The 23,105-nt window shown below is 68.2% G+C and carries 20 protein-coding genes and 1 tRNA gene; 10 read left to right on the top strand and 11 right to left on the bottom strand.

What is annotated here, in order from left to right; genetic code table 11:
* Positions 1-17: 17 nt before the first annotated feature.
* The gene (locus AC1DBL_RS10100) at positions 18-1,091 is read left to right on the top strand and encodes a ferredoxin reductase (protein ID WP_476926027.1); all 1,074 of its coding nucleotides are present in this window, start codon (positions 18-20) and stop codon (positions 1,089-1,091) included.
* Between the two features lie 14 nt (positions 1,092-1,105).
* On the top strand, positions 1,106-2,308 hold the full coding sequence (locus tag AC1DBL_RS10095; protein ID WP_441418115.1) for a fatty acid desaturase family protein: 1,203 nt from the start codon (positions 1,106-1,108) through the stop codon (positions 2,306-2,308).
* Positions 2,309-2,340: 32 nt separating this feature from the next.
* On the opposite strand, the gene AC1DBL_RS10090 is transcribed toward AC1DBL_RS10095, so the two are convergent.
* The 7 genes from AC1DBL_RS10090 to AC1DBL_RS10060 form a co-directional block, all read right to left on the bottom strand.
* On the bottom strand, positions 2,341-3,051 hold the full coding sequence (locus tag AC1DBL_RS10090; RefSeq protein WP_441418114.1) for an EAL domain-containing protein: 711 nt from the start codon (positions 3,049-3,051) through the stop codon (positions 2,341-2,343).
* A 193-nt stretch (positions 3,052-3,244) separates the two neighbouring features.
* On the bottom strand, positions 3,245-3,871 hold the full coding sequence (locus AC1DBL_RS10085; protein WP_441418113.1) for a class I SAM-dependent methyltransferase: 627 nt from the start codon (positions 3,869-3,871) through the stop codon (positions 3,245-3,247).
* Between the two features lie 14 nt (positions 3,872-3,885).
* Positions 3,886-5,982, bottom strand: a complete 2,097-nt coding sequence (locus AC1DBL_RS10080) for a copper-translocating P-type ATPase (protein ID WP_476926026.1) — start codon at positions 5,980-5,982, stop codon at positions 3,886-3,888.
* 113 nt (positions 5,983-6,095) lie between these two features.
* Positions 6,096-7,589: a multicopper oxidase family protein gene (locus AC1DBL_RS10075; protein ID WP_476917268.1), complete on the bottom strand. Its 1,494-nt coding sequence runs from the start codon at positions 7,587-7,589 to the stop codon at positions 6,096-6,098.
* Positions 7,589-7,924 carry an SHOCT domain-containing protein gene (locus AC1DBL_RS10070; protein WP_441418110.1) on the bottom strand — a complete coding sequence of 112 codons (336 nt, stop codon included), beginning with the start codon at positions 7,922-7,924 and terminating at the stop codon, positions 7,589-7,591. Before AC1DBL_RS10070 ends, AC1DBL_RS10075 begins: the two co-directional genes overlap by 1 nt.
* Before the next feature lie 95 nt (positions 7,925-8,019).
* Positions 8,020-9,393 (bottom strand): DNA repair protein RadA, encoded by a 1,374-nt coding sequence (radA, locus tag AC1DBL_RS10065; protein ID WP_441418109.1) that lies wholly within the window; start codon positions 9,391-9,393, stop codon positions 8,020-8,022.
* Between the two features lie 62 nt (positions 9,394-9,455).
* Complete coding sequence (locus tag AC1DBL_RS10060; protein WP_441418108.1) at positions 9,456-10,583, bottom strand: FUSC family protein; 1,128 nt, start codon at positions 10,581-10,583, stop codon at positions 9,456-9,458.
* Positions 10,584-10,843: 260 nt separating this feature from the next.
* Between AC1DBL_RS10060 and pstS the strand changes: the two genes are divergently transcribed.
* The 4 genes from pstS to pstB all read left to right on the top strand — a co-directional run bounded on the left by pstS (position 10,844) and on the right by pstB (position 14,967).
* A complete protein-coding gene (pstS, locus tag AC1DBL_RS10055) occupies positions 10,844-11,962 on the top strand; it encodes a phosphate ABC transporter substrate-binding protein PstS (protein ID WP_476892992.1) in 1,119 nt (372 codons plus the stop codon).
* A 136-nt stretch (positions 11,963-12,098) separates the two neighbouring features.
* The gene (pstC, locus tag AC1DBL_RS10050) at positions 12,099-13,031 is read left to right on the top strand and encodes a phosphate ABC transporter permease subunit PstC (protein WP_441418106.1); all 933 of its coding nucleotides are present in this window, start codon (positions 12,099-12,101) and stop codon (positions 13,029-13,031) included.
* Positions 13,032-14,141 (top strand): phosphate ABC transporter permease PstA, encoded by a 1,110-nt coding sequence (gene pstA / locus AC1DBL_RS10045; RefSeq protein WP_476908880.1) that lies wholly within the window; start codon positions 13,032-13,034, stop codon positions 14,139-14,141.
* Between the two features lie 46 nt (positions 14,142-14,187).
* Positions 14,188-14,967 (top strand): phosphate ABC transporter ATP-binding protein PstB, encoded by a 780-nt coding sequence (gene pstB / locus AC1DBL_RS10040; RefSeq protein WP_441418104.1) that lies wholly within the window; start codon positions 14,188-14,190, stop codon positions 14,965-14,967.
* Between the two features lie 17 nt (positions 14,968-14,984).
* Here pstB and AC1DBL_RS10035 read toward each other — a convergent pair whose 3' ends face one another.
* The 3 genes from AC1DBL_RS10035 to AC1DBL_RS10025 form a co-directional block, all read right to left on the bottom strand.
* Positions 14,985-16,001, bottom strand: coding sequence for an inorganic phosphate transporter (locus tag AC1DBL_RS10035; RefSeq protein ID WP_476926025.1), 1,017 nt, complete (start codon positions 15,999-16,001; stop codon positions 14,985-14,987).
* Between the two features lies 1 nt (position 16,002).
* Positions 16,003-16,620, bottom strand: a complete 618-nt coding sequence (locus AC1DBL_RS10030; protein ID WP_476892990.1) for a DUF47 domain-containing protein — start codon at positions 16,618-16,620, stop codon at positions 16,003-16,005.
* A gap of 386 nt (positions 16,621-17,006) precedes the next feature.
* On the bottom strand, positions 17,007-17,663 hold the full coding sequence (locus AC1DBL_RS10025) for a hypothetical protein (protein ID WP_441418101.1): 657 nt from the start codon (positions 17,661-17,663) through the stop codon (positions 17,007-17,009).
* Positions 17,664-17,866: 203 nt separating this feature from the next.
* Here AC1DBL_RS10025 and AC1DBL_RS10020 point away from each other — a divergent pair.
* The 4 genes from AC1DBL_RS10020 (at position 17,867) to AC1DBL_RS10005 (ending at position 19,919) form a co-directional block, all read left to right on the top strand.
* Positions 17,867-17,939, top strand: a tRNA-Lys gene (locus tag AC1DBL_RS10020).
* Positions 17,940-18,086: 147 nt separating this feature from the next.
* Positions 18,087-18,590: a MarR family winged helix-turn-helix transcriptional regulator gene (locus tag AC1DBL_RS10015; RefSeq protein ID WP_476926024.1), complete on the top strand. Its 504-nt coding sequence runs from the start codon at positions 18,087-18,089 to the stop codon at positions 18,588-18,590.
* Positions 18,591-18,696: 106 nt separating this feature from the next.
* Complete coding sequence (locus tag AC1DBL_RS10010) at positions 18,697-18,999, top strand: hypothetical protein (RefSeq protein ID WP_441418099.1); 303 nt, start codon at positions 18,697-18,699, stop codon at positions 18,997-18,999.
* The gene (locus AC1DBL_RS10005) at positions 18,996-19,919 is read left to right on the top strand and encodes a serine/threonine-protein kinase (RefSeq protein WP_476926023.1); all 924 of its coding nucleotides are present in this window, start codon (positions 18,996-18,998) and stop codon (positions 19,917-19,919) included. The genes AC1DBL_RS10010 and AC1DBL_RS10005 overlap by 4 nt, the downstream gene beginning before the upstream one ends.
* A 123-nt stretch (positions 19,920-20,042) precedes the next feature.
* Here the strand turns inward: AC1DBL_RS10005 and AC1DBL_RS10000 are convergent, their stop codons facing one another.
* Positions 20,043-23,099: an alpha-amylase family glycosyl hydrolase gene (locus AC1DBL_RS10000; RefSeq protein ID WP_476926059.1), complete on the bottom strand. Its 3,057-nt coding sequence runs from the start codon at positions 23,097-23,099 to the stop codon at positions 20,043-20,045.
* Positions 23,100-23,105: the final 6 nt, after the last annotated feature.

The following is a 23,105-nucleotide window of genomic DNA, read 5'->3' as shown; positions in this document are numbered from 1 at the left end:
TGACATAGGCTTAGTAGATGATCCGGCTCCGTAAGCTGGCGCGCGCCGCATCTCTACTGACCACCCCACTAGCTCCAGAAGACATTCTGTCGCTGTTCAACCCCGTGTTTTCTGCCCGCCAGTTGCGCGGCGTGGTTACCCGGGTGGTTCCAGAAACGGCCGATTCCGCCACCATTTTCTTCCGTCCCGGCCGAGGCTGGCAAGCGCACCGCGCAGGCCAGTGGGCCCGCATCGGCGTCGAACTTAACGGCGTGCGCCACTGGCGGTCCTACTCGCTCAGCGCGCCCGCCGGCGAGGACCCTGCCATCACCGTCACGGACATGGGGGCCGTCTCCGGGACCCTGGTCCGCACCACCAAGCCGGGCGACGTCCTTTTCCTCGCGCCGCCGCAGGGCGACTTCGTCCTCCCCGAACACCCGCGCCCGCTGCTGATGCTCACCGCGGGTAGCGGCATCACCCCGGTGATGTCGATGGTCCGCACGCTTGTCCCGCACCGTCCCGATGCCGACGTGGTCCTCATCCACACGGCGCGGACGGCGGCCGACGCCATCTTCCGCGAGGAACTGGCCGAACTCGCAGACCAGTTCCCCAACTTCAAGGTCACCCACTGGTTCACCGGGGAACGCGGGCGGCTCGACTTCAGCACCGCGGCGGGACTCGACCCGCTGTGCCCGGACTGGCGGGACCGCGCCGCCTACGCCTGCGGCCCCGAGGGCTTCCTCGACGACGCCGAGGCGCTCTGGGAATCCGAGGCCGCGCCCGGCACCAAGGACACGGCCGCAACCCTGACGATCGAACGCTTCAGCACCAACCTGGCCGGCGGCGAGGGGCACGACGGCGGTCTGGTGACCTTCGAAGCCTCCGACCGTGAAGTCGAAGCCGACGGCGACACCCCCCTGCTCGACGTAGGTGAGGACGCCGGCGTGCTGATGCCGAGCGGCTGCCGCATGGGCATCTGCCACAGCTGCCTCATCCCGCTCCGGGCCGGCCAGATCCGTGACCTGCGCACGGGCGAAGTCCACGGCGAGCCCGGCCAACTAATCCAAACGTGTGTCTCGGCAGCCGCCGGACCCGTTAACCTCGACCTCTGAGGAGAAACCACCACATGACCACACTTGCTGACAAGCCGGATACTGCCGAAAGCGGCAACACTGGCGCCCAGTCCGGATCCGCCGTCGTTGCCGCCGCAAAGAAGCGGCCAGGGGCGCTCGCCGAGACGGGCAGCCCGCTGCTCCGGCCGCCCGCCGCAGCGCACCTCTCGGACGAGCAGGTGGCGGAGCTGGGCCGCGAACTTGACGCGATCAAGGACGACATCCTCGCCAAGCGCGGCTCCTCGGACGCCGCCTACATCCGCCGCATGATCAAGATCCAGCGCGGCCTGGAGATCTCCGGCCGCGCTGCGCTCCTGGTCAGCAAGAACAAGGCCGCCTGGGTCACCGGCACCACGCTGCTGAGCTTCGCCAAGATCCTGGAAAACATGGAGCTGGGACACAACATCCTGCACGGCCAGTGGGACTGGATGCGGGACCCGGACATCCACTCCACCACTTGGGAGTGGGACTTCGTCACCCCGGCGCGCTCCTGGCAGCACACCCACAACGACCTGCACCACCGGTGGACCAACGTCGTCGGCAAGGACAACGACATCGGGTACAACCTGCTGCGCATGGATCCGCAACAGGAATGGAAGCCCTTCAACCTGGGCAACCCGCTCTACAACGCGCTGCTGGCGCCGGTCTTCGAGTGGGGCATCGCGATCTATGACCTCGAACTCGTGGACTACAAAGAGGGCAGGAAGTCCAAAGAAGCCCTGAACAAGGACCTCAAGGCGCTCGGCCGCAAGGCCCTCAAGCAGTTCACCAAGGATTACGCCGCCACGCCCGCCGTCGCCATGCTCACCGGCTCCGGCAAGCAGGCCCTCTACGGCACGCTGACCGCCAACGCGGTCCGCAACGTCTGGGCCCACGCGGTGATCTTCTGCGGGCACTTCCCGGACGGGACGGATACGTTCACCGAGGAAATGGTCGACGGCGAGACCCGCGGCGACTGGTACGTGCGCCAGATGATCGGCTCGGCCAACATCTCCGGCTCCAAGTTCATGCACCTGATGACCGGCAACCTCTCGCACCAGATCGAGCACCACCTCTTCCCGGACCTGCCGTCCAACCGCTATGCCGAGGTGGCCCCGAAGGTCCAGGAGATCTGCCGACGCTACGGCCTGCCGTACACCACGGGCCCGATCTGGAAGCAGGTCGGCTCCACCTGGGCCAAGATCTTCCGGCTGGCCCTGCCGCCGAAGAAGGCCTAGGCGCCCGGGTCCGCTGGGGGAGGCGGCAGACGCTAGGCGGTGCTGCTGAGAACCGACTCCTGGTGGACCCGGGGGAGCTCCTCGAAGGCGGGCTTCCCAAACCAATATCCCTGGAACAGGCGGATGCCGGTTGCCTTCAGGGCCAGGAACTCCGCTTCAGTCTCAATGCCTTCCGCGAGCACCGTGATGTCCAGCTCCCTGGCGATGCCGACGATGCCGGCGACGACGGTCTGGCGGGCCGGGCTGGAGTCGATCCCTCGGATGAGTTTCATGTCGACCTTGATCAGGTCGGGCTGGAAATCGACCAAGAGGCCAAGTCCCGCATGGCCGGCGCCAAAATCGTCGATGGCGGTGGTGAAACCGTGCTTGCGGTACTCGGTGATGATGTTCGTGAGGTGTGCCGTGTCCGAGACCTCCTCATTTTCGGTGAACTCGAACATGATCGACGACGTCGGAAAGCTGCATCGCGCGGCTGCCTGCAGCGTCGCACGAAGGCATGCAGCCGGTTCGTAGACCGCGTTGGGCATGAAGTTGATCGACAGCATCAGCTCCTCACCCGCAGGAAAGAGGCGGGATGCCAGCTCGATTGCCTTGACGCGGCAGGCCTGGTCAAAGCGGTACTTCTGCTCCGGTGAGACTTTTGACAGAACGTCATAGGCGCCCTCGCCCGACAAGCCTCTGACCAGGGCCTCATAGCCCCACACGCGGCCGGCGACGGCGTCGTAGATCGGCTGGAAAGCCATGCTGAAATCAAAGTCGAGTCTCGGAGAAGCCGTGCAGCCGTCACATGCCATGTGGGGGGTCCTTTCGATGATTACGTCCACTGTAGGGCAACAGCCGCAGCCGGGATCCCGCCGTGTCCGGGGTGAAATGCGCGTGTCGCGGGCCTCCTCCGCCGCGCTGTAACGGACCCCTGTCCCTGGTGCGGCGGCCGGCTCAGGCCTTGACCGCCACCCCCAGGACGTGGGCCAGCGGCGGATTGCCGGGCAGCACCGCGAAGCCGAAGCGGTCCAGTGACTCGACTGCCAGGCCGGCCCGGACGATGGTGGACGGAGTGTCCCGGTTAGGGTGGCAGCCGCCGGCCAGGCGGCTCCAGAGCGGTGTGAGCAGGTCCTCGGCCAACCCCAGCACGCGGTGCGTGGAGCGGACGTGCTCATAGAACAGCAGCTGGCCGCCCGGCTTGAGGACCCGGACGGCTTCGGCCAGGGCGGCGGACGGCTCGGCCACGCTGCACAGCACGAGGCTCGAGACGACGACGTCCACCGAGCCGTCCGGGGCCGGCAGCGACTCGGCGACCCCGTCCAGGACGGTGATCGGCACCGGCGCCGTCGCTGCGGCGGCCAGGGCCAGCGCCCGGAGCGTGGGGTCCGGTTCGAGCGCCAGCACCCCCGTCACCGCGGGCGGATAGAACGGGAAGGTCGCGCCGTAGCCTGCCCCGATCTCGACGACGGCGCCGTGGGCCGCTTCGACGAGGCGCCGCCGGTGGTCGGCCGCCCCGCGGGCGTCCATCCGGGGCCCGACGCGGGCATACGAGCGTCCGAACGACGGGGTGTGGGCATCCATGGGCGTCCTTTGGTTCAGCGGACCTGGGCCGGATTGAGCTTAAGGCGCCGCAGCAGCTGTGCATTCAGCGCCACCACGATCGTTGAGGCGGACATCAGCACAGCTCCGGCCGCGGGGGAGAGGACGACGCCGGCGAAGGCAAGGGCGCCGGCGGCCAGCGGGATGGAGACGATGTTGTAGCCGGTGGCCCAGATGAGGTTCTGCCACATCTTGCGGTAGCTGGCCCGGGAAAGGTCCAGCATGGACAGGACGGCCCGGGGATCGTTTCCGGCCAGGACGACGCCGGCGGACTCCATCGCGACGTCGGTACCGGCGCCGATCGCGATGCCGACTTCGGCCCGGGCCAGCGCGGGGGAGTCGTTGACGCCGTCGCCCACCATCGCCACCTTCAAGCCGCGGGACTGCAGTTCGGCAACTTTCTTGTCCTTATCGGCCGGCAGGACCTCGGCGAAGACCTCGTCGATGTTGAGTTCCTCGCCAACGGCGCGGGCGACCTGACGGGCGTCGCCGGTGATCATGGCGACCTTGATGCCACGGTCCTGCAGGGCCTTTACGGCCTGCCGGGACTCGGTCCGCACGGCGTCCTCGAGGCTCACGGCCCCCAGGATTTTATCCCCGTCAATGACGTGGAGCACGGCCGCGCCGCGGTCCATCCAGGCCCGGGTGGCAGTTGCGAGTGCCTGCGGTTCTTCCGCTTCGAGGTCGCGGAGCAGGGCCGGGCCGCCGACCTGGATCGTCCTGCCGCCGACCGTGGCGCGGACGCCGCGGCCGGTCATGGACGAAAATCCTGTAGCCGCCGGAATCTGCAGGCCCTGCTGCCGTGCCGCCCGGACGATTGCACGTGCCACCGGGTGCTCGCTGTCTGCCTCGACGGCCGCGGCCAGCGCCAGGAGGCTGTCCCGGTCCACGCCGTCGGCGGTGGCGACGTCCTTGAGGGCGGGTTCGCCCTTGGTGAGGGTCCCGGTCTTGTCGAAGAGGACGACGTCGACGGTCCGCATCCGTTCCAGTGCCATCCGGTTCTTGATCAGGACTCCGGCCCGGGCGGCCTGTTCGGTGGAAATCGCAATGACCAGCGGGATGGCCAGGCCCAGGGCATGCGGGCAGGCGATCACGAGCACGGTGACGGTGCGGGTGACGGCGTCGGGAATGCTGCCCAGCAGGGACCAGACGATGAACGTGATGACGCCGGCGCCGGCGGCGAAGTAGAACAGGAATGCTGCAGCCCGGTCGGCCAGGGCCTGGGCCTTGGACGAAGAGGCCTGCGCCTCGGCCACCAGCCGCTGGATCCCGGCCAGGGCGGTGTCATCCCCGACGGCGGTGACCTGCACGCGGACCGTGTTGTCCGTGGCCACGGTCCCGGCGACGACCTTGTCTCCGGGTGAGCGGAGCACTGTCTTGGATTCGCCGGTGATCATCGACTCGTCGAACTCGGCCTGGCCGTCGACGACCACGCCGTCGGCCGGCATCCTGGCTCCGGAGCGGACCAGGACGGTGTCCCCTGCCAGGAGTTCGCTGACCTTGACGGTCTCCGTGCCCGCTGCGGTGATCCGGTCCGCCTCGTCCGGCAGCAGTGCGGCGAGGGCATCGAGCGCGCCCCGCGCCGAGCCGAGGGCGCGCATCTCGATCCAGTGCCCCAGCAGCATGATCGCCACCAGCAGGGCCAACTCCCACCAGAAGTCGAGGTCAAACCCCCCGATGCCCAGGCTCGTGACCCACGAGGCGACGAAAGCGACGCTGATGGCCATGGCGATCAGCAGCATCATGGCCGGTTTGCGGCTCTTCAGTTCATCCAGGCCGCCCTTGAGGAAGGGCTGCCCGCCATAGAAGAAGATGACGGTCCCCAGCACCGGCGGGATCCAGGCCGAACCGGGGAAAACCGGAGGCACATAGCCGAGCAGGTGTCCGAACATGGGGCTGAACAGCACCACGGGGACCGCCAGCGCCAGCGTCAGCCAGAACCTGTTCTTGAACATCGCGACGCTGTGGCCGGCATGCTGGCCGTGGCTGTGCACAAGGTGCTCATCGTCCCGGCCGGGCTGTGGCTGGACGTGGCCGGAGTGGCCGGTGCCGGCCCGCAGTTGGTCTGTCTGTCCGCTGTGCTGGTGGTCCATGGTTCCTGCCTCCGGAGAAGTCGTGGCTGTCCTGTTACCGACTTCAAACATACCCCCGGGGGGTATGTTTGGCAAGAGCGTCGTTGCATCGGCCGGGCACTCCGAACCCGGGGTCAGCGCACCTCGATGACGCCCATCATGCCGAGGTCCTCATGGTCCAGGATGTGGCAGTGGTAGACGGAGCGGCCGGTAAAATCCCGGAATGCGATCCGGACCGTGCACTGGCCGTTGGCCGGCACGTTGACTACATCCCGGAGAACCGCCGTCTCCAGGGCGCGGCCATTCTCCGCTATGAGCTGCATCGGCCACACGTGCAGGTGGAAGGGGTGGTCCATGGGGCTGCGGTTGACCAGGACCCACTCCTCAACCGTCCCGGCGGCAACGGTGGTGTCCGTCCTTCGCTCGTCGAAGACCAGGCCGTTGATGGTGAAGCCCATCATTCCCGCGCCCATTCCCTGACCCGACCCCGGCCCCATGGGAGTGGCGAGCACCAGCTGCCGGCGCGCGGCGACGGCGGCGGAGCGCAACTCAGGCGGGGCGGCCCCGGCTGAAATGACGGGGGCTGGCGGGGCCGGGTCGCCGGCCACGTCCAGCGTTGCCAAGGTGGTGCCGGCCGGATCCGCCGGCCCGTCCTGCTCCGCCGGCAGGCCCGGACCCATGCGGCGCCGGCTCATGCCGGGCATGGTCCCGCGGTCATAAGGCATCGCGCGCAGTTCGGATTGCCCGAGGGCGGCCGTGACCAGCAGATCCGCCCGGTTCCCCGGCGCCAGCAGCACTTCCTGAACGTCCGACGGCGACCGGAACCGTCCGGAGTCCATGCCCAGGAGCTGCAGCTTTTGCCCGTCCAGCCGCAAGCGCAGGTACCGGGCCACGCAGCAGTTCACAATGCGCCACCGTTCCCGTTGCCCCGGCCGCGCGCCCAGACGGGGATTGGCTTGGCCGTTCACCAGCAGGAGCGCACCCTCGCGCCCGGCCATCCGGTCCTGCTGCGAGGCCTCGGCCACGTTCCCGGCACCATCCAGGCTGGTGTCCGAGACGAGCAGTACGCGTTCGGCGCTCGCGGGCACCGGCACGGGATCTTCGACGATGATGGCGCCGAAGAGGCCCGCGAAGATCTGGTCGGAGACCCGGCCGTGGTGATGCGGGTGGTACCAGTACAAGCCCGGCGGGTGCCCGGCCGGGAGCCGGTATTCATAGTCGAAGCTGCTGCCGGGGTCAACGGCCACGAACACGTTGTCGCCGTTGCCCTGGGGCGAGACGTGGAGTCCGTGCAGGTGCAGGTTGCTGGGTTCGGCCAGCTTGTTGACCAGTTTGAGCCTGAGCACGTCCCCGGCGCGCAGCCGGAGGGTGGGCCCGGGGATGCTGCCGTTGTAGCCCAGCGCCCCCGCCTGCCGTCCGGCCAGCGGGAACTGGCCCGGGGCAGCCTGGAGGCTGGCTTCCAGGAGGCCACCCGAACTGCTGAGCGCCGAAGGCTGCTCCAGGGGCTCCCCGGTCACCGGCGACGGCCGCGAGTTGAGGGTCCACCACAGGCCGGCGCCCCCGGCAACGGTGCCGGTAAGGCCGGCCCCGCCCAGCAACAAGGCGCTGCGGCGGCTGATAGCAGGCACTACGGCCCCTCGCCGAGTTCCTTAACGTGCTCACGGTACTGCTCTGCCGTCAGTTCGCCTCTCGCGAAGCGCTCATCGAGGATGAGCCGGGCCTGGCTCCTGCCGCCCGGGGTTCCAGGGCTCCGGCCGGGCGTGCCCGGCTGGGGGGAGGGCCCGGGTTGGCCGTAGGGACTTGGTTGGCCGTAGGGACCGGGGTGTCCCGGCCCGGGTTGCGCTCCGTGGCCGGGCCCGCCGAAGATCCGGACCGCGAGCAGCACCAGGACCGCGACTCCGACGAGGAAGAGCACGCCCCACAGCCACATCCACCACAGGTTCTGCCCGTAACCCCACATCATGACTGTTCCCTTCGCCAACGGAAGTTACTGATCCCATGGTGCTCCCGCCGGGACAGTAGCGCTAGGGTCCTAAGTCGCCCTCCGACCAGGCGCCGTCAGCTGATGAGCAGGCTCAAGGCCTCGGCCAGGTGGCTGACTTCCCGGACCGAGAAGCCCGCCGGGACCGGGCCTGGCCCGTTGGGGCTGGCGGGTACCACGGCGTGCGTGAACCCCAGCCGGTGCGCTTCCTGGATGCGCTGGTTGATCCCAGGGACCGGACGGACCTCGCCGGCCAGGCCCACCTCGCCAAACGCGATCAGCCGCTGCGGAAGCGGCTTCTTGGCCTTCGCCGAGGCAACAGCCAGGGCCACGGCGAGATCCGTGGCGGGTTCGCTGAGCTTCACCCCGCCCACGGTCGCGACATAGGAGTCATCCTTGTGCAGCAGGCAGCCGGCGCGCTGCTGCAGCACGGCCAGGAGCATCGCCACCCGGGAGCTGTCCAGGCCGCTGGTGGCCCTGCGCGGCTGCGCGTTGGCGCTTTCGGCGAGCAGGGACTGGACCTCTGCCAGCAGCGGCCGGCGGCCCTCCAGCGTCACCGTGATGCACGTGCCGGACACCGGGTCCTTGGTACGGGAGACAAACAAGCCGCTGGGATCGGCCAGGCCGACGATGCCGTCCTCGTTCAGGTCGAAGCAGCCGACGTCGTCGGTGGGGCCGTAGCGGTTTTTCACCGCGCGCAGCAGCCGCAGCCGGGAGTGCCGCTCGCCCTCAAACTGGCAGACCACGTCCACCAGGTGCTCGAGCAGCCGGGGCCCGGCGATGGAGCCGTCCTTGGTCACGTGCCCCACCAGCAGGGTGGTCATGTTGCGGCGCTTGGCGGCGGCGATCAGCGAGGCCGCGACTTCGCGGACCTGGGAGACGCCCCCGGCGCTGCCTTCGACGTCGGCGCTGCTCAGCGTCTGGACCGAGTCCACAACCAGCAGCCTCGGCTCCAGTTTTTCCACCTGCCCCAGCGCCTGGCCGAGGTCCGTTTCGGCGGAGAGGTACAGCGATTCGGCGACGGCGTCGATCCGGTCCGCGCGCAGCTTCACCTGGGCGGCCGACTCCTCGCCGGTGACGTAGAGGACGTCCTGGGCGGTGCGGGCGAACTTGGCCGCGACGTCCAGCAGCAGCGTGGACTTGCCCACGCCGGGCTCGCCGGCCAGCAGGATCACGGCGCCGGGAACCAGTCCGCCGCCCAGCACGCGGTCCAGTTCGTCTACCCCGGTGGGGAGGAACGCCGCCGTCGTGGCATCCACGTCGGCGATGCGGCGGGCCGGCTCCAGGACGGTGGTCGCCGCCGTCGTCCGCGCCACGGCGGCGCCGGTCTCTTCAACGGTGCCCCAGGCCTGACACTCGCCGCACCGGCCCACCCACTTGGCCGTGGTCCAGCCGCACTCCGCGCACTTGTAGCCCGGCGCCTTGGCGGCGCGGGAAGTCTTTGTTGCCATTGCTCCACCCTAACCGGGGGCACTGACATCCAGGCCCGGGGACCGCTGGCCGGCAGCCGGGGCTAGAGGGCGGGCAGGATGTCCCGGGCCTCGTTCGGATCCATGCCGGCGGCTTCGAGCAGGTCCACCATGAGCGGGCGGAAGAGCATCACCACGGTTTCCCCCTCAAGCCGCTGCACGTCCAGCAGACGCGGGTGCAGCCGGCCCGCCGTTTCGCTCAGTTCCACCCGGGCCGTGCGCAGGTGGGCGCGGCGGACGCCGTCGTGCACCTCCGCCAGCCCCAGGCCGAGTTCGTCGATCGCCGCGGCAGTCTCCTGCAGGACCTCGGCAATGTTCTCGGTGGCCTCGTCCGAGAGCGCGGCGTGGTTGATCGCGCTGGTCAACCGGCGCGCAAACACGCGGCTGTTGCGCAGCGCGAGGTCGATGAAGTCCACCGACTGCGCCAGCCGGTCCAGCTCGTCCCGGTACCGGCGGTAGGCGGGGGCCAGGGTGGCCACCTCGCCGGAGGAGCGCAGCGTCTGGCGCATCGCATCGACCAGGGGCTGGCAGTTGCGCCCCCGGATCAGCGCATGCCAGGCCTGGGTGGAGTCACTGTGGGTCAGGGCCGAGGAGCACTCGCGCAGCACCTCCGCTAGTTCGTGGAGCAGTTTCTTCACGTCGTTGCGGGGTTCGCGCCGCGGATCCTTGGGGATCAGGAAAGTCACCAGGAGAGCGCAGACGCCGCCCACGACGGCGTCGATGCTCCGGGTGAACGGTCCTCCGGCGGGAGCCGGCAGCAGCACCACCAGCAGGGACTGCAGCCCCAGCTGGGTGGTGAAAATAGTTCCGCTGTCCAGGAAGCGCGCCAGTAGAATCGAGAAAAGGAGCACGACGGCGGCCTGCCAGATTCCCGCGCCCAGCCAGTGCAGCAACAGGTCGCCCACCACAATGCCGATGGTGCAGCCCAGGCCTACCTCCACGACGCGGCGAAGCCGCGGATCACGGGAGAAGCCCAGGGCGATCAGGGAGGAGGTGGCGGCGAACAACGGCCCGGTGTGGCCCAGGACGTACTCGGCGAAGGCGTAGGCCCCTACCGCGCAGGCCGTCATCTGGAGCGCAGGCACCAGCGAATTACGGCTCCGGACAAATCCGGTGCGGACCCGGCCGCGCAGGAATCGTGCGCTTGCGGTGAACCCAGTAGCGGAGGCCATGCCCACCAGTCTATTTGCTGTCCGCGGTGCCAAGGTTGCGGGACGCGGCCCCTACGGCTGTGACGCAGCTAACGCAAGACCGACCCGTCCGTCGTCGACCAATGGTCCGACGTCGTTAACCCTCCGTTCACTTTGGACCCCAATTCTCTTCACCTGGGGCACCTAACTTCGGTAAAGGTACAAAACGTATCCACCGTCTTTATTGCTCGGACGTCTCCGGTCCGACACGCATCTGAATAACCCTGGAAGGGGTACATCTAGTGAAGGCATCACGCTTCGGCCGCAACGCGGCCATTGCTGTTATCGCAGCCGGCGCACTCGCGCTCACCGCTTGCGGTTCGGACAACGCAACAAACACCACTGCGGGCACCCAGGCGGCCTCTGGCTCCAAGGTCACCGGCACGCTGACCGGCATCGGTTCCTCCGCGCAGGGTGCGGCCATGGACGTGTGGAAGACCAACTTCGCCTCCGCCAACCAGGGCGCGAACGTGCAGTACTCCCCGGACGGTTCCGGCGCAGGCCGCAAGGCCATCCTCGACGGCTCGGCCCAGTTCGCCGGCTCCGACGCCTACCTCAAGGACGAGGAAGTCGCCAAGGCCAAGGACCAGTGCGGCCCCGACGGCGCCATCGAGGTTCCCGTCTACATCTCGCCGATCGCCATCGCGTTCAACGTGCCTGGCGTGACGGACTTGAAGCTGGACGCAACCACTGCGGCCAAGATGTTCCGCGGCGAGATCGCCAAGTGGAACGACCCCGCCATCACCGCGCTGAACCCGGACGCCAAGCTGCCGGACCTCAAAGTCACCCCGGTCAACCGCTCTGACGACTCCGGCACCACCAAGAACTTCACCGAGTACCTCTCCGCAGCGGCTCCCGCCGTCTGGAAGGACAAGGCTGACGGTGTCTGGCCGGCTTCGCTGAAGGGCGAGAACGCCAAGGGCACCTCCGGCGTCGTCAAGACCGTCACCGACACCGCCGGTGCGGTCACCTACGCCGATGACTCGGCCGTCAGCGGCAAGCTGGGCACCGCCCAGATCAAGGTTGGCTCCGAGTTCGTCAAGATCTCCCCGGAAGCGGCCTCCAAGGCCGTTGACCTGGGCAAGCCTGTCGAGGGCCGCGGCGCCAACGACCTTGCCATCAAGCTGGACCGCACCACCACCGAAGCCGGCGCCTACCCGCTGGTCCTGGTCTCCTACCACGTTCTCTGCAGCACCTATGCCAAGCAGGAAACCGTTGACCTGGTCAAGGCCTTCGAGAAGTACGTACTTTCCGCAGAGGGCCAGAAGGCCGCTGCCGAGTCCGCCAAGTCGGCTCCGCTGTCCTCCGCCCTGTCCGAAAAGGGTGTCAAGGCGATCGAATCCATCAAGGTCAAGTCGTAAGGTTTGAATTGAACGGTCGAGTTCCCCGCCCCGCCGTATGGCAGGGCGGGGAACTTAGCCGCGTCACCCGCAGTTCCGCTACGGGCCGTTCCACGACGTTCCGTACATCCGCAACACCGACACCGAAGGGCCAGGTATGACCTCCACCTCCCTGACCAAACCCCAGGGCGCAGGCCGTGCCGGGGACAAAGTCTTCTCAGGGGCCACCCTGGCAGCGGGCTGCCTGATCCTCGCCGTCCTGTTTGGGGTTGCGCTCTTCCTCGTCATCCAGGCGATTCCCGCGTTCACCGCCCCGGCCGCCGATATCCAGGGCGGCGAGGGCTTCTTCGCCTACATCTGGCCGATCGTGATCGGGACCCTCATCGCGGCCGTCATCGCGCTGGTCATCGCCACCCCCGTGGCCATCGGCGTCGCACTCTTCATCTCGCACTACGCCCCGCGCCGGCTGGCGTCCGGCCTTGGCTACGTAGTGGACCTGCTGGCCGCCATCCCCTCGGTGGTCTACGGTGCATGGGGCGCCGCCTTCCTGGCGAAGGAAATCGCGCCCGCCTACGACTGGCTCGCGAAAAACCTGGGCTGGCTGCCGATCTTCCAGGGCCCGGCGTCCGCCACCGGCAAGACCATCCTGACGGCAGGCATCGTGCTCGCGGTGATGGTCCTGCCGATCATCACCTCGCTCTCACGCGAAATCTTCCTGCAGACCCCCAAGCTGCACGAGGAGGCCGCACTGGCCCTTGGCGCCACCCGCTGGGAAATGATCCGGATGGCCGTGCTGCCGTTCGGCCGCCCGGGCATCGTCAGTGCCGTGATGCTGGGCCTGGGCCGTGCCCTTGGCGAAACCATGGCCGTCGCGCTCGTGCTCTCCTCCGGCGCCCTCACGGCAAGCCTGATCCAGTCCGGCAACCAGACCATCGCCGCCGAGATCGCCCTGAACTTCCCCGAAGCCAGCGGCCTGAAGGTCAGCACGCTGATCGCCGCCGGCCTGGTGCTCTTCGTCATCACCCTCGGTGTGAACATGATTGCCCGGTGGATCATCACCAGGCACAAAGAATTCTCGGGAGCCAACTAAATGACCTCCACCCTGACCCCGGTGCGCAAACGCTCGGCCCTGACCAAGGGGCAGCTGCCCAAGGCCGCGCCGTACATCGTCCTGGCCCTCGCCCTCGTCATCGGTGCCGCCATCCTGGCCCTGGTCGGCTTCAACGCCTTCGGCTGGGGCATCGTCTCGGCGCTGCTCTTCACCGCCGGGCTCGTCGGCTGGAGCGCCGTAGTTGAGGGCTCGCGCAAGGCTAAGGACAAACTGGCCACCTGCCTCGTCGCCGGAGCCTTCCTTATTGCCCTGCTGCCGCTGATCTCGGTGATCTGGACCGTGCTGGTCAAGGGTCTGCCGGGACTGGTGGACCCCGGCTTCCTGACCACCTCGATGAACGGGGTCACCGGCGCCTACGACAACAAGGCCGTCGAACAGGGCGCCCCCGTGCTGGGCGGTATCTACCACGCCCTGGTCGGCACCGTGCAGATCACCCTGCTCGCCACCGTCATCTCGGTCCCGGTGGGCCTGCTGACCGCGATCTACCTCGTCGAATACGGCGAGGACCGGGCGCTGGCCCGTGCCATCACCTTCTTCGTTGACGTGATGACCGGCATCCCCTCAATCGTGGCCGGCCTGTTCGCCGCGGCGTTCTTCTTCGCCGTCGTCGGCCCGGGCACCAAGACCGGGGCCGTTGCCGCCGTCGCACTTTCGGTGCTGATGATCCCGGTGGTGGTCCGCTCCAGCGAGGAAATGCTCAAGATCGTGCCGAACGAACTCCGCGAAGCCGCCTACGCCCTCGGCGTCCGCAAGTGGCGGACCATCCTCAAGGTGGTCATCCCGACGGCGATTTCCGGCATCGCCTCCGGCGTCACCCTGGCCATTGCCCGCGTGATCGGCGAAACCGCCCCGATCCTGGTCACCGCCGGCTTCGCCACCTCCATCAACAACAACGTGTTTGGCGGCTGGATGGCCTCCCTGCCCACCTTCATCTACACGCAGATCCTCAACCCGACCTCGCCGTCCAACCCGGGTCCGTCCGACCAGCGCGCCTGGGGCGCGGCCCTGGTCCTCATCATCCTCGTGATGCTGCTCAACCTGGCCGCCCGCCTGGTGGCCCGCATCTTCGCCCCGAAGGCCGGCCGCTAAGGCCACCGCAGGCACCCGGCCCCACCACCACAAGTGAAGGAACAGCATGTCTAAGCGCATCGACGTCAAAGACCTGAACGTCTACTACGGCAAATTCCTGGCCGTCGAGGACGTCAACATCAACATCGACGCCAAGTCCGTCACCGCCTTCATCGGCCCCTCCGGCTGCGGCAAGTCCACCTTCCTGCGCACCCTGAACCGGATGCACGAAGTCATCCCCGGCGCCCGGGTGGAAGGCGAAGTGCTGCTCGACGGCGACAACCTCTACGGTCCCGGCGTGGACCCCGTGACGGTGCGCTCGCAGATCGGCATGGTCTTCCAGCGGCCCAATCCGTTCCCCACCATGTCCATCCGGGACAACGTGCTGGCCGGCGTGAAGCTGAACAACCAAAAGATCTCCAAGGGCGAGGCGGACTCGCTCGTGGAGCGCTCCCTGCGCGGCGCCAACCTCTGGAACGAGGTCAAGGACCGCCTGGCCAAGCCCGGTTCGGGGCTCTCCGGCGGCCAGCAGCAGCGCCTCTGCATCGCCCGCGCCATCGCCGTGGAGCCCCAGGTGATCCTGATGGACGAGCCCTGCTCCGCGCTGGACCCGATCTCCACGCTCGCCATTGAGGACCTCATCAACGAGCTCAAGGACGAATACACGGTGGTGATCGTGACCCACAATATGCAGCAGGCCGCCCGCGTCTCGGACAAGACGGCGTTCTTCAACATCGCCGGCACCGGCAAGCCCGGCAAGCTGATCGAGTACGGGGACACCCACACCATCTTCAGCAACCCCTCCGTGAAGGCCACCGAGGACTACGTCTCTGGCCGCTTCGGATAAGAGCAGCCGACGGGTCCCTAGAGCCCCGCGAGGGGCGACAGGGCGAGTTCCAGCACAAAGGCCGCCGCGGCGGTGACCAGCGGCGTCAGTGCCCAGAAGGCGAGGATCCGCAGCACCAGCCGGCGGTTGGTCGCTGTGTATCTCTGGTTGGTGCCCGCCCCCAGCACCGCGGAGGTCACGGTGTGGGTGGTGGAAATCGGCCAGTGCAGGCCGATCGCGCCCACCAGCAGGATGGCGCTGCTGTAGAGCTGAGCGACGAAGCCGCGCAGGGGGTCGACCCGGATCATCCGGTAGCCGATCGTGTAGGAGATCCGCCACCCGCCTGCGAGTGTGCCTGCCGTCAGCATGGCCGCGGTCAGGAGCGCCACCCAGACGGGGGTGGTGCCGCCGTCGGGGAGCCCCGCGGCCAGCATCGCCAGGATCAGCACGGCGCTGGTGCGCTGGCCGTCCTGCAGGCCGTGGCCGAAAGCGACGGTGCCCGCGGCGATGGCCTGGGCGCGCCTGGACCTGGTATTCACGACGCTCGGCGGTGTGTAGCGGGCTGCCCACGTGGCCGGCCAGACCAGCAGATAGGCGCCCGCGAAAGCGATGACCGGGGAGAGCAGCAGGGGCAGCACTACTTGGAAAAGCAAGGACTGGTCCACGCCCAGGACCGAATGTCCGCCTACCGCAACGCTGGCGACGCCGGCCCCGGCCAGGCCCCCCACGAGCGCGTGTGTCGAGGAGGCCGGGATGCCGCGCCACCACGTGAAGAGGCCCCAGAGCACGGCGCTCAGCAGGCCGGCGATGAGGATGGTCAGGCCGTTGCCGCCGGGCGGAAGAACCACCCAGGTCCGGCTGACCTCCAGCGCCAGGGCTGCGCTCAGCCCGGCGCCGATGAAGTTGAACAGCCCGGCCAGGAGCACCGCGACGGTGGGGGTCAGGGCACGCGTCCGGACGGCGAGGGCAACCGAGGAGGACGCGTCGCGGAAGCCGTTGAGAAAGGCGAACGCCCCGGCGAAGAGCACCACCAGGGCAAAGAAAACGACGGACACCTCAGGATTCCTTGACGATGATGCTGCCCACCTGGGTGGCGATCCGCCGCATGTCCTTGGTGACTTCCACGAGCTGATCCGCGATGTCGCGGTTGCGCGCGTACTGCGCCGACTTCATGTCCTTGATCATGTCCGCCACCCAGACCCTGTGGGTGCGCTCAGCCCGCTTGGTGAGACGGAGGACCTCGATCCAGTAGTCCTCCAGGTCATCGAGGTTGTTCAGCTGGCGCATGGCGTCAACGGTGAGTTCGGCCTGCCGGCTGATGATTTCCAGCTGGTCGGCCGCGCGTTTGGGCAGCCGCTCCAGCTTGTACAGGAAGACGAGGTCCGCGGCGGCGTCGAGCTTCTCCATTGCCTCGTTGAGGTAACGGGAGAGCGCATACATGTCCTCGCGGGGGAGCGGATTCAGGAAGCTGGTCCGCATGTGGGTCAGGAGGGCAAAATGCAGTTCCGCCGACTTCGCCTCGTGGTCGTGCATGTCCTCCACCAGCCGCGCATGTTCGCTGGCGGGCGCGCCAAGGATCTCCGAGAGGGTTCCCGTGGCCACGGCTATCTGGTGGGCCATCTGGGACAGCAGGTTCAGCCCTGCGGGCTCCTGGGGGAAAAGGCGCAGCTTCACGTGGGGTTACCGGTCTCCGGACGAGGCTTACACGGGCGTTGTCTGCCGGCCCTGGAACGTGACGATGGCCCGCGCATGGGGTTTACTTTACCGCTCGGACTTCGGCCGGCGGGAACGGCCGGCCGGGGCAGGCGCCGGGCCGGCCGGAACGGGCCACTGGCAACGGGCATGAAAATGGTGCCGAACCGGATACGCCTCTCGGCGGTAGGCCGCTCTAGGCGGCTAATTGTTGAAGCCCGGGGGTTTCGCGGCTCGGCACCGCCTTTAGTTTTCTACTTCGGGGGGACCAAGTCAACATTGACAGCAGGGCCCCGGCGTGCGTATTGACAGTGCCGCACGGCGGGGTTAGACGGCCGATTTCCGGCGCCCACCAGCCGCCGGAGCGCTCAGTCCAGCTCGCCCAGCCGCCAGGCGTTGGCGGCATGTTCGAGGTCCTCGGCGGTCTTGACCAGGAGGTGTGAGTTCCGCGTCAGCTTGCTCGCATGATTGGCGTTGCTGTGCTCCGCGCCGTCGGCAAGTGTGGCCTGGCCCAGCGCCACCACCCGGCAGAATGCCGCCGAGCGCTCCAGTGCGACGTCGAACTCCCCGTCGAAGGCGCCGGAGAGGATGGCGTCCGCCATCGACTTCATTTCCTCGGCGCCCGGAGGCTCGGCTGCGCCGGCCACCACGTGGGACACCTGGGCGGTGTCCTTGCCCGCTCTGAAGTAGACCGAAATCCGTTCCGGATCCCGGATCGTGGCGGCCCGCAGCGCGTAGAGCCGCCAGAGCGCGCCAGGGAGGGACCGCGCCGGGCTCTCCGCCCACATTTCGGCTATGGCATCGAGGCCCTGTTCATCAGCGAGTTTGACCAGCCGCCGCGTGACCTTGGGGTCGTCGCTGTCCCGTCCGCGGCGGACGAGCGCCTGGGCTGCGAGGTGGGCCGCCTCGGAAACCCGCGCCGGGTCCGCACCCCCGGCGAAAGGCTCAAAGTCGATCGGCGCAAAGGGCTTCGGCTTGTGGTGACGGTGCGGTCCGGGGCTGCTGGCTCCTGCTTGCTCGCTCATGCCACCACGCTACTCCTGTGCATTCCGGGAATCGAGCATGCCCCCGTGTGCGGGGACAACGCCCGGGAAGCGGACGACGGCGGCGCGTCGGGCCCGGTGACAAAGCTCGCCTGCGTCTGGGGTACAGTATTAACGTCCAGAAATGGACTGGGCCGACGCGCCTTTCAACAGCGGATTTTTCCGCCGGTTGGGGCTGTCGGCTGGGGCCTTTAGCTCAGTTGGTAGAGCATCGGACTTTTAATCCGTGGGTCGTGGGTTCGATCCCCACAGGGCCCACTCTTTTAGCGAAGAGTGGAAAAACCCCCGGCATCCTGGCGACAGGACGCCGGGGGTTTTTTGCGTCCGGGGACTGACGCGCCCGCCTGCGCCGTCCCCGTGCAGTAAGCAAGCCTGCCTAGTAGTTAGATCGGCTAGGATTATCGGATGAACTCGGACAGGGCAGCAGGCTCAGGGTACTGGTATGGGCCGGATGAGCGGCTTGACCCGCCCACCGCGGTGTTGCAGGCCCTCCGCGGCTACCGCGCCGCCGAGGTTGCCACCAGGCGCTCGACGCGGGACTCGATGGGCATGGGGGAAACCGACCTGCTGGCCCTTCGCTATCTGCTGCGCGCCCAGGCCGCCGGGGAGCGGGTGGGCCCCAAGGACCTGAGCCGGACGCTGGGCATCACGACGGCGTCCACCACCTCCCTGATCGACCGGCTCGTCGGCAGCGGCCACGTGCGGCGCGAGCCCCATCCCACGGACCGCCGCTCCCTGGTGATCGTGCCGACCGCCGCGACGGATTCGGAAGTCCGCGAGACGCTGGGGGAGATGCACCGCAGGATGCTGGCGGTGGCCGAAGAGCTCAGCGCGGAGGAGAGCCGCATCATCGTGTCCTTCCTGCGCCGGATGGCCGATGCCCTCACCGAACAGGTCGAGCGCCACTAAGCCGACAGGAACATCCGCGAAGATTATCTAGACAGCAACTAGCTAGTTGGACTAGTGATATGTATGCTTACTACTTGTGTTAGATAATCGTTTTCGTGGAGGAGTCGTGGCTGAGTTGTTGACGATCACCGGGATCCCGGGAGCCGGTGCGGCCCCTCTGGGTGCGCCGGACTCCCCGGCAGAGCCGGGCGCCGCGGCCCCCGTCCTGCCTTTGACCACCGCGAGCAAGGCACCGAGCCATTGCGGAGCTCCGATGGAGTGGACTGCCCCGGCGCTGGACGCCATGTCCGCTTACTCGTTCGACGCCGGCATCGGCTCCGCGGAGCTGCCGCCGGTGTGGCGTTGCTCCTGCGGTTTCCAGCTTGATGGCATCGTCCACACTTCCAACGCGCTGGCCGCGCTTTCGTGACCGCCCTTCCAGTGCTCGCGGTGGCACACAGCCGCCCCGCGTCCGGAGCGGCAGCAGCGTCCGCCGCCGGCCTCAATGTCAGGGTCCTGCCGCTGCCGGACGCTCCCGGCGGACGCTTCCTGGTCCACGAGCTCCTGGGACGCGGGGCGACTGCCACGGTGTTCCGCGGAACAGACCTGCTCAACGACCGTCCCGTCGCCATCAAGGTGGCCGAGGGTCCCGCCGAGAAGCACGCCAACCGGATCCACGCAGAAGCGCGCGTACTCGCCTCCCTGGATCACCCCGCCGTGGTCCGCTTCATTGCCGCCGGCACGGTCCCGCCCGGTGACCAGTGGGCGGGCCGGCCCTTCCTGGTCGAAGAATTCGCCTACGGGGGCAGCCTTGCCGAGCGGATCCGCGGCGGCGCCACCGGGCCGGAGGAAGTGGCCGGCTGGGCCGCCGCCGCTTTGTCCGGGCTGGGGCACGTCCACGCGCGCGGCCTGGTCCACCGGGACATCAAGCCCGCAAACATCCTGCTTAGTGCGCTCCGGAGGTGCTCGGTACGAATCGCCGACTTCGGGATCGCCACGCCGGCCGGGACAGCCCCTGAACCGGGGGATTCGTCGGGCACCGTGCATTACATGAGCCCGGAGCAGGCGGCCGGTCAGCCCGTCAACGCTGCCACGGATGTCTATGCGCTGGGACTGGTGCTGCTGGAGTGCCTTACCGGCGTGAAGGCCTACCCCGGGACGCCGGTCGAGTCGCTCGTGGCCCGCACCCTGCGGGGACCGGAAATTCCGGCCCAGCTCGGTGCCGGCTGGGTGTCGCTGCTGACGGCCATGACGGCGATGGACCCCGCAGCGCGGCCCTCGGCGGCGGCGGCCCACAAGCTGGCAACGCGGCTGGCCCGGGCACTCCCGCCGCTCCGTCTGGTCGGCTGAGGCGCGGACCGAGTGGCCGGCTGACCGACTCGAGGTTCGACTCCCGGTACGTCAAAAGGCCGGCCTGCACGCTCAGTGCAGGCCGGCCTTCGGCGTTCTTCCTGTGTCCGTCGGACCCCGGTGCTAGCCGGCGGTGATCAGGTGGGTGAAGTGGTCATATCGGAAGGTGACCGGGCCGCCGTCGTGCACCAGGCTGAGGTTTCCACCGCCCGGGACTCCGCCTGCGCCGTAGTTCTCGGCCCAGGAACGGTTGAGCGCGGCCTTGAACGAGTAGGTGCCGGCCGGCAGCTCCGGGAACGTCAGCTTCCAGACGAGGTCCGCCGGATCCAGCGAGAGCTGGGCCTGCGGGCAGTCCGGCATCCAGTCGCCCGGGCAGCCCAGCTCCGAATCGAGGTCCCCGGCAGCCGCCACCGTGGCCGGCTGCTGCGAGGCGTAGACCGGGCTCATCACATGGGTGCTGTTGTCGTAGCGGAAGGTCACCGCGCCACCCGGGTGGTTCAGCACGATGTTGCTGCCGTTGGGGCCGCCCCCCGCGCCGTAGTTCTCGTCCCAGGAGCCGTTAATGGCGGCCTTGAATTCGTAGCTGCCGGCGGGCAGGTCGGGAACGGTCAGGCGCCAGACCTTGTCCGCCGGATCCAGCTTGAGAAAGGCTGCCGGGCAGGCCGGCTGCCAGTCCCCGGGGCAGCCCATTTCCGAGTTGAGGCTGCCCGCAATGGTGACCGAATTAGGCTGGGGGAGGTCCCCCGCGACCACCGTGCGGACGTCGCTGACCACTTCGCCGGCGCCCGGCACCGTCAAGAGCGCGCGATAACGCAGCTGGGTCCCGTCCGGCAGTGACAGGGCCGCCAGGTCATCCATGGCGGTGTAGTCGGGGGAGGAGCTGTCCTCGCCAAACTTCGTCCAGGCCCCGCCGCCGATGCTGCGTTCGAACCGGACCACGTAGTCGGCCTTCTCCGGGCTGGCGACGGCACTGACCTCGACCTTGCCGCGGACGCTGCTGCCTTCCTTGGGGTTCACGATGCTGAGCACCGGGGACGGGACGGTGACGCTGCGGGGCTGGCTCACCGAGGTGTGCGCCCCGTTGTCCAGCACCACGGCGCGGTACTCCACGGCGGTGCCGGCTTTCAGGGCGGAGACGTCATGGAAGACCTGGTAGGGCGCCGTGTCGTCAGTACCGATTGGGGCCCATGCGCTGCCCGCCGTGCGGGCCTGGAAGGTGACCTCGTAGAAAGAGGTGCCGTCGACGTCGGCCGCGACGCGTACGCGGCTGTTGTCCGCGGCAGAGGCTGCCGGCGCCTGCAGGCTTACGGCCGGCGCTGCCTTGGAGTGCGGGATGCGGCCGGCGGACTCGTAGACGACGGCGGAGAGCGGCGGAACCGTGACCGTCAGCTTCCCGTCCGCCGCGGTCTTGGCCTCGGCGCTTGCCTCCCCGTAGATCCGGTTGAAGGTGCGCTTGCCCACGTAGGTGGGGACCGCTGCGGTCTGGACCTGCTTGCTGTTGTTGATGGAGACAACGTACTCGCGCTGGTCCTTGGCGTCGGTCCGGGAGAAGGCGTAGATGCCGGGCCCGTCGGACGCGTACCGGTTCTGGTGCGCGCCGTTGCGCAGCGCCGGGTGTTCGGTGGTCAGGGCCGCGAGTTCGCTGATGTCGCGGTACAGCGGGTGGGCGGTGTTGAAGTTGTCGCCCGCATGCGTGGCGTCGGTGCCGAGCAGGTCATCGTCGAGGTAGTCCGGGACCTTGCTGGCAAACATCGTCTGGCGGGCATCCTGGTCCCCGCCGGGGCCGGTGAAGCCCTCTTCATCACCGTAGTAGACCACCGGGTTGCCGCGGGAGAAGTACATCAGCTCGTGGGCGAGCCGGTCCCGCGCGACGCGTTCGGCGTCGTCCGCGCCTGGGTTGTCCGCGGTGATGAAGCTGCCGATCCTGCCCATGTCGTGGTTGCCCAGGAACGTGGGGAGCTCGTAGACGTTGGAGTCGGCGTCGGTGTACCAGTCATCACCGGCGAAGAAGGTCTCCAGCTCCTTGGCGCCCTGGCCGCGCGAGGCGAAGTTCCGGGCCGCCTCCTGGAACGGAAAGTCGAGCACGGCCTGCATCTTGTTACGGGTGGTGAACTGGGAGGTGAAGCTCTTGGAGGTGTCGAAGACCTCGCCGAACATGAAGAATTCGTCCTTGCCGTGCGCCTTGGCGTAGGCGAGGACGCGGGGGCCGAACTGCTGCCAGAACTCGTCGTTGACATGCTTCATGGTGTCGATCCGGAAGCCGTCCACGCCGAAGTCGCCGATCCACTTCTCGTAGATGTTGACCATGCCGTTGACCACCTTCGGGTGCTCGGTGAACAGGTCGTCGAGGCCAAAGAAGTCGCCGTAGGAGGAGTTTTCGCCCTCGAAGGTGGTGTCGCCGCGGTTGTGGTAGAGCGTGGTGTCGTTGAGCCAGGCCGGGACCTTGAGGTTCTCTTCGCCGGCCGCGAGTTTCGGCGTGTACGGGAACGAGGTGGCCGCATCCAGCTTCGGGAAGGTGCCCGTGCCGGCGTAGTCACGGTCGTCGAACGGTTCGCCCGCGGCGGTCAGGTAGGGGGCGGCGTCCTTGGACTTGTACGCCGTGCGGTCGCCCTGCTCGTAGCCGATCACGTCGGCGGTGTGGTTGGTGATGATGTCGAAGTAGACCTTCATGCCGCGGGCGTGCGCCTCGTCGATGAGGGTCTTCAGCTCGGCGTTGGTGCCCAGGTGCGGGTCGATCTGGGTGAAGTCGGTGACCCAGTAGCCGTGGTAGCCGGCCGACTGGTCCTCCGGCTGGACGGCCTTGTTCTTGAAGCTCGGAGTCAGCCAGATCGAGGTGGTGCCGAGGCCCTGGATGTAGTCGATCTTGTCCCGCAGGCCCTTGAGGTCGCCGCCGTTGTAGAAGCCCTTCTTGGTCGGGTCGAAGCCGGAGACCATTGGGTTGGGACCCAGGCCGCCGTCGTCGTTGGCGGCGCTGCCGTTGTTGAAGCGGTCCGCCATCACAAAGTAGAACCGCTCGTCGGTGACCGGCCCGCGGAGCGAATGCGCAGCCGACGGGGCGCCCGGGCCCCGGGGGTCGGGGGCGGCCTGGGCGGGGACGACGGCGACGGCGGCGGCGGCCAGCGCCGCCACGAGGGCGACGCCGGCGCGGGCGGTGTGGTGGCGCCCTGCGCCGCGCCTCAAACGGGG

This window comes from Arthrobacter sp. 10T44 (assembly GCF_056393885.1).
Note: the sequence above shows the minus strand (reverse complement) of the source record. Positions and strands in the feature narration are given on the sequence as shown.

What these genes read in the sequence shown, in the direction of transcription:
- AC1DBL_RS10095 (WP_441418115.1), top strand. Translation starts at nt 1,106, where the DNA reads ATGACCACACTTGCTGACAAGCCGGATACTGCCGAAAGCGGCAACACT.
- pstB (WP_441418104.1), top strand. Translation starts at nt 14,188, where the DNA reads ATGTCTAAGCGCATCGACGTCAAAGACCTGAACGTCTACTACGGCAAA.
- AC1DBL_RS10060 (WP_441418108.1), bottom strand. Translation starts at nt 10,583, where the DNA reads ATGGCCTCCGCTACTGGGTTCACCGCAAGCGCACGATTCCTGCGCGGC.
- AC1DBL_RS10085 (WP_441418113.1), bottom strand. Translation starts at nt 3,871, where the DNA reads ATGGATGCCCACACCCCGTCGTTCGGACGCTCGTATGCCCGCGTCGGG.
- AC1DBL_RS10015 (WP_476926024.1), top strand. Translation starts at nt 18,087, where the DNA reads ATGAACTCGGACAGGGCAGCAGGCTCAGGGTACTGGTATGGGCCGGAT.
- AC1DBL_RS10090 (WP_441418114.1), bottom strand. Translation starts at nt 3,051, where the DNA reads ATGGCTTTCCAGCCGATCTACGACGCCGTCGCCGGCCGCGTGTGGGGC.
- AC1DBL_RS10070 (WP_441418110.1), bottom strand. Translation starts at nt 7,924, where the DNA reads ATGATGTGGGGTTACGGGCAGAACCTGTGGTGGATGTGGCTGTGGGGC.
- AC1DBL_RS10100 (WP_476926027.1), top strand. Translation starts at nt 18, where the DNA reads ATGATCCGGCTCCGTAAGCTGGCGCGCGCCGCATCTCTACTGACCACC.
- AC1DBL_RS10025 (WP_441418101.1), bottom strand. Translation starts at nt 17,663, where the DNA reads ATGAGCGAGCAAGCAGGAGCCAGCAGCCCCGGACCGCACCGTCACCAC.
- AC1DBL_RS10080 (WP_476926026.1), bottom strand. Translation starts at nt 5,982, where the DNA reads ATGGACCACCAGCACAGCGGACAGACAGACCAACTGCGGGCCGGCACC.
- pstA (WP_476908880.1), top strand. Translation starts at nt 13,032, where the DNA reads ATGACCTCCACCCTGACCCCGGTGCGCAAACGCTCGGCCCTGACCAAG.
- pstC (WP_441418106.1), top strand. Translation starts at nt 12,099, where the DNA reads ATGACCTCCACCTCCCTGACCAAACCCCAGGGCGCAGGCCGTGCCGGG.
- radA (WP_441418109.1), bottom strand. Translation starts at nt 9,393, where the DNA reads ATGGCAACAAAGACTTCCCGCGCCGCCAAGGCGCCGGGCTACAAGTGC.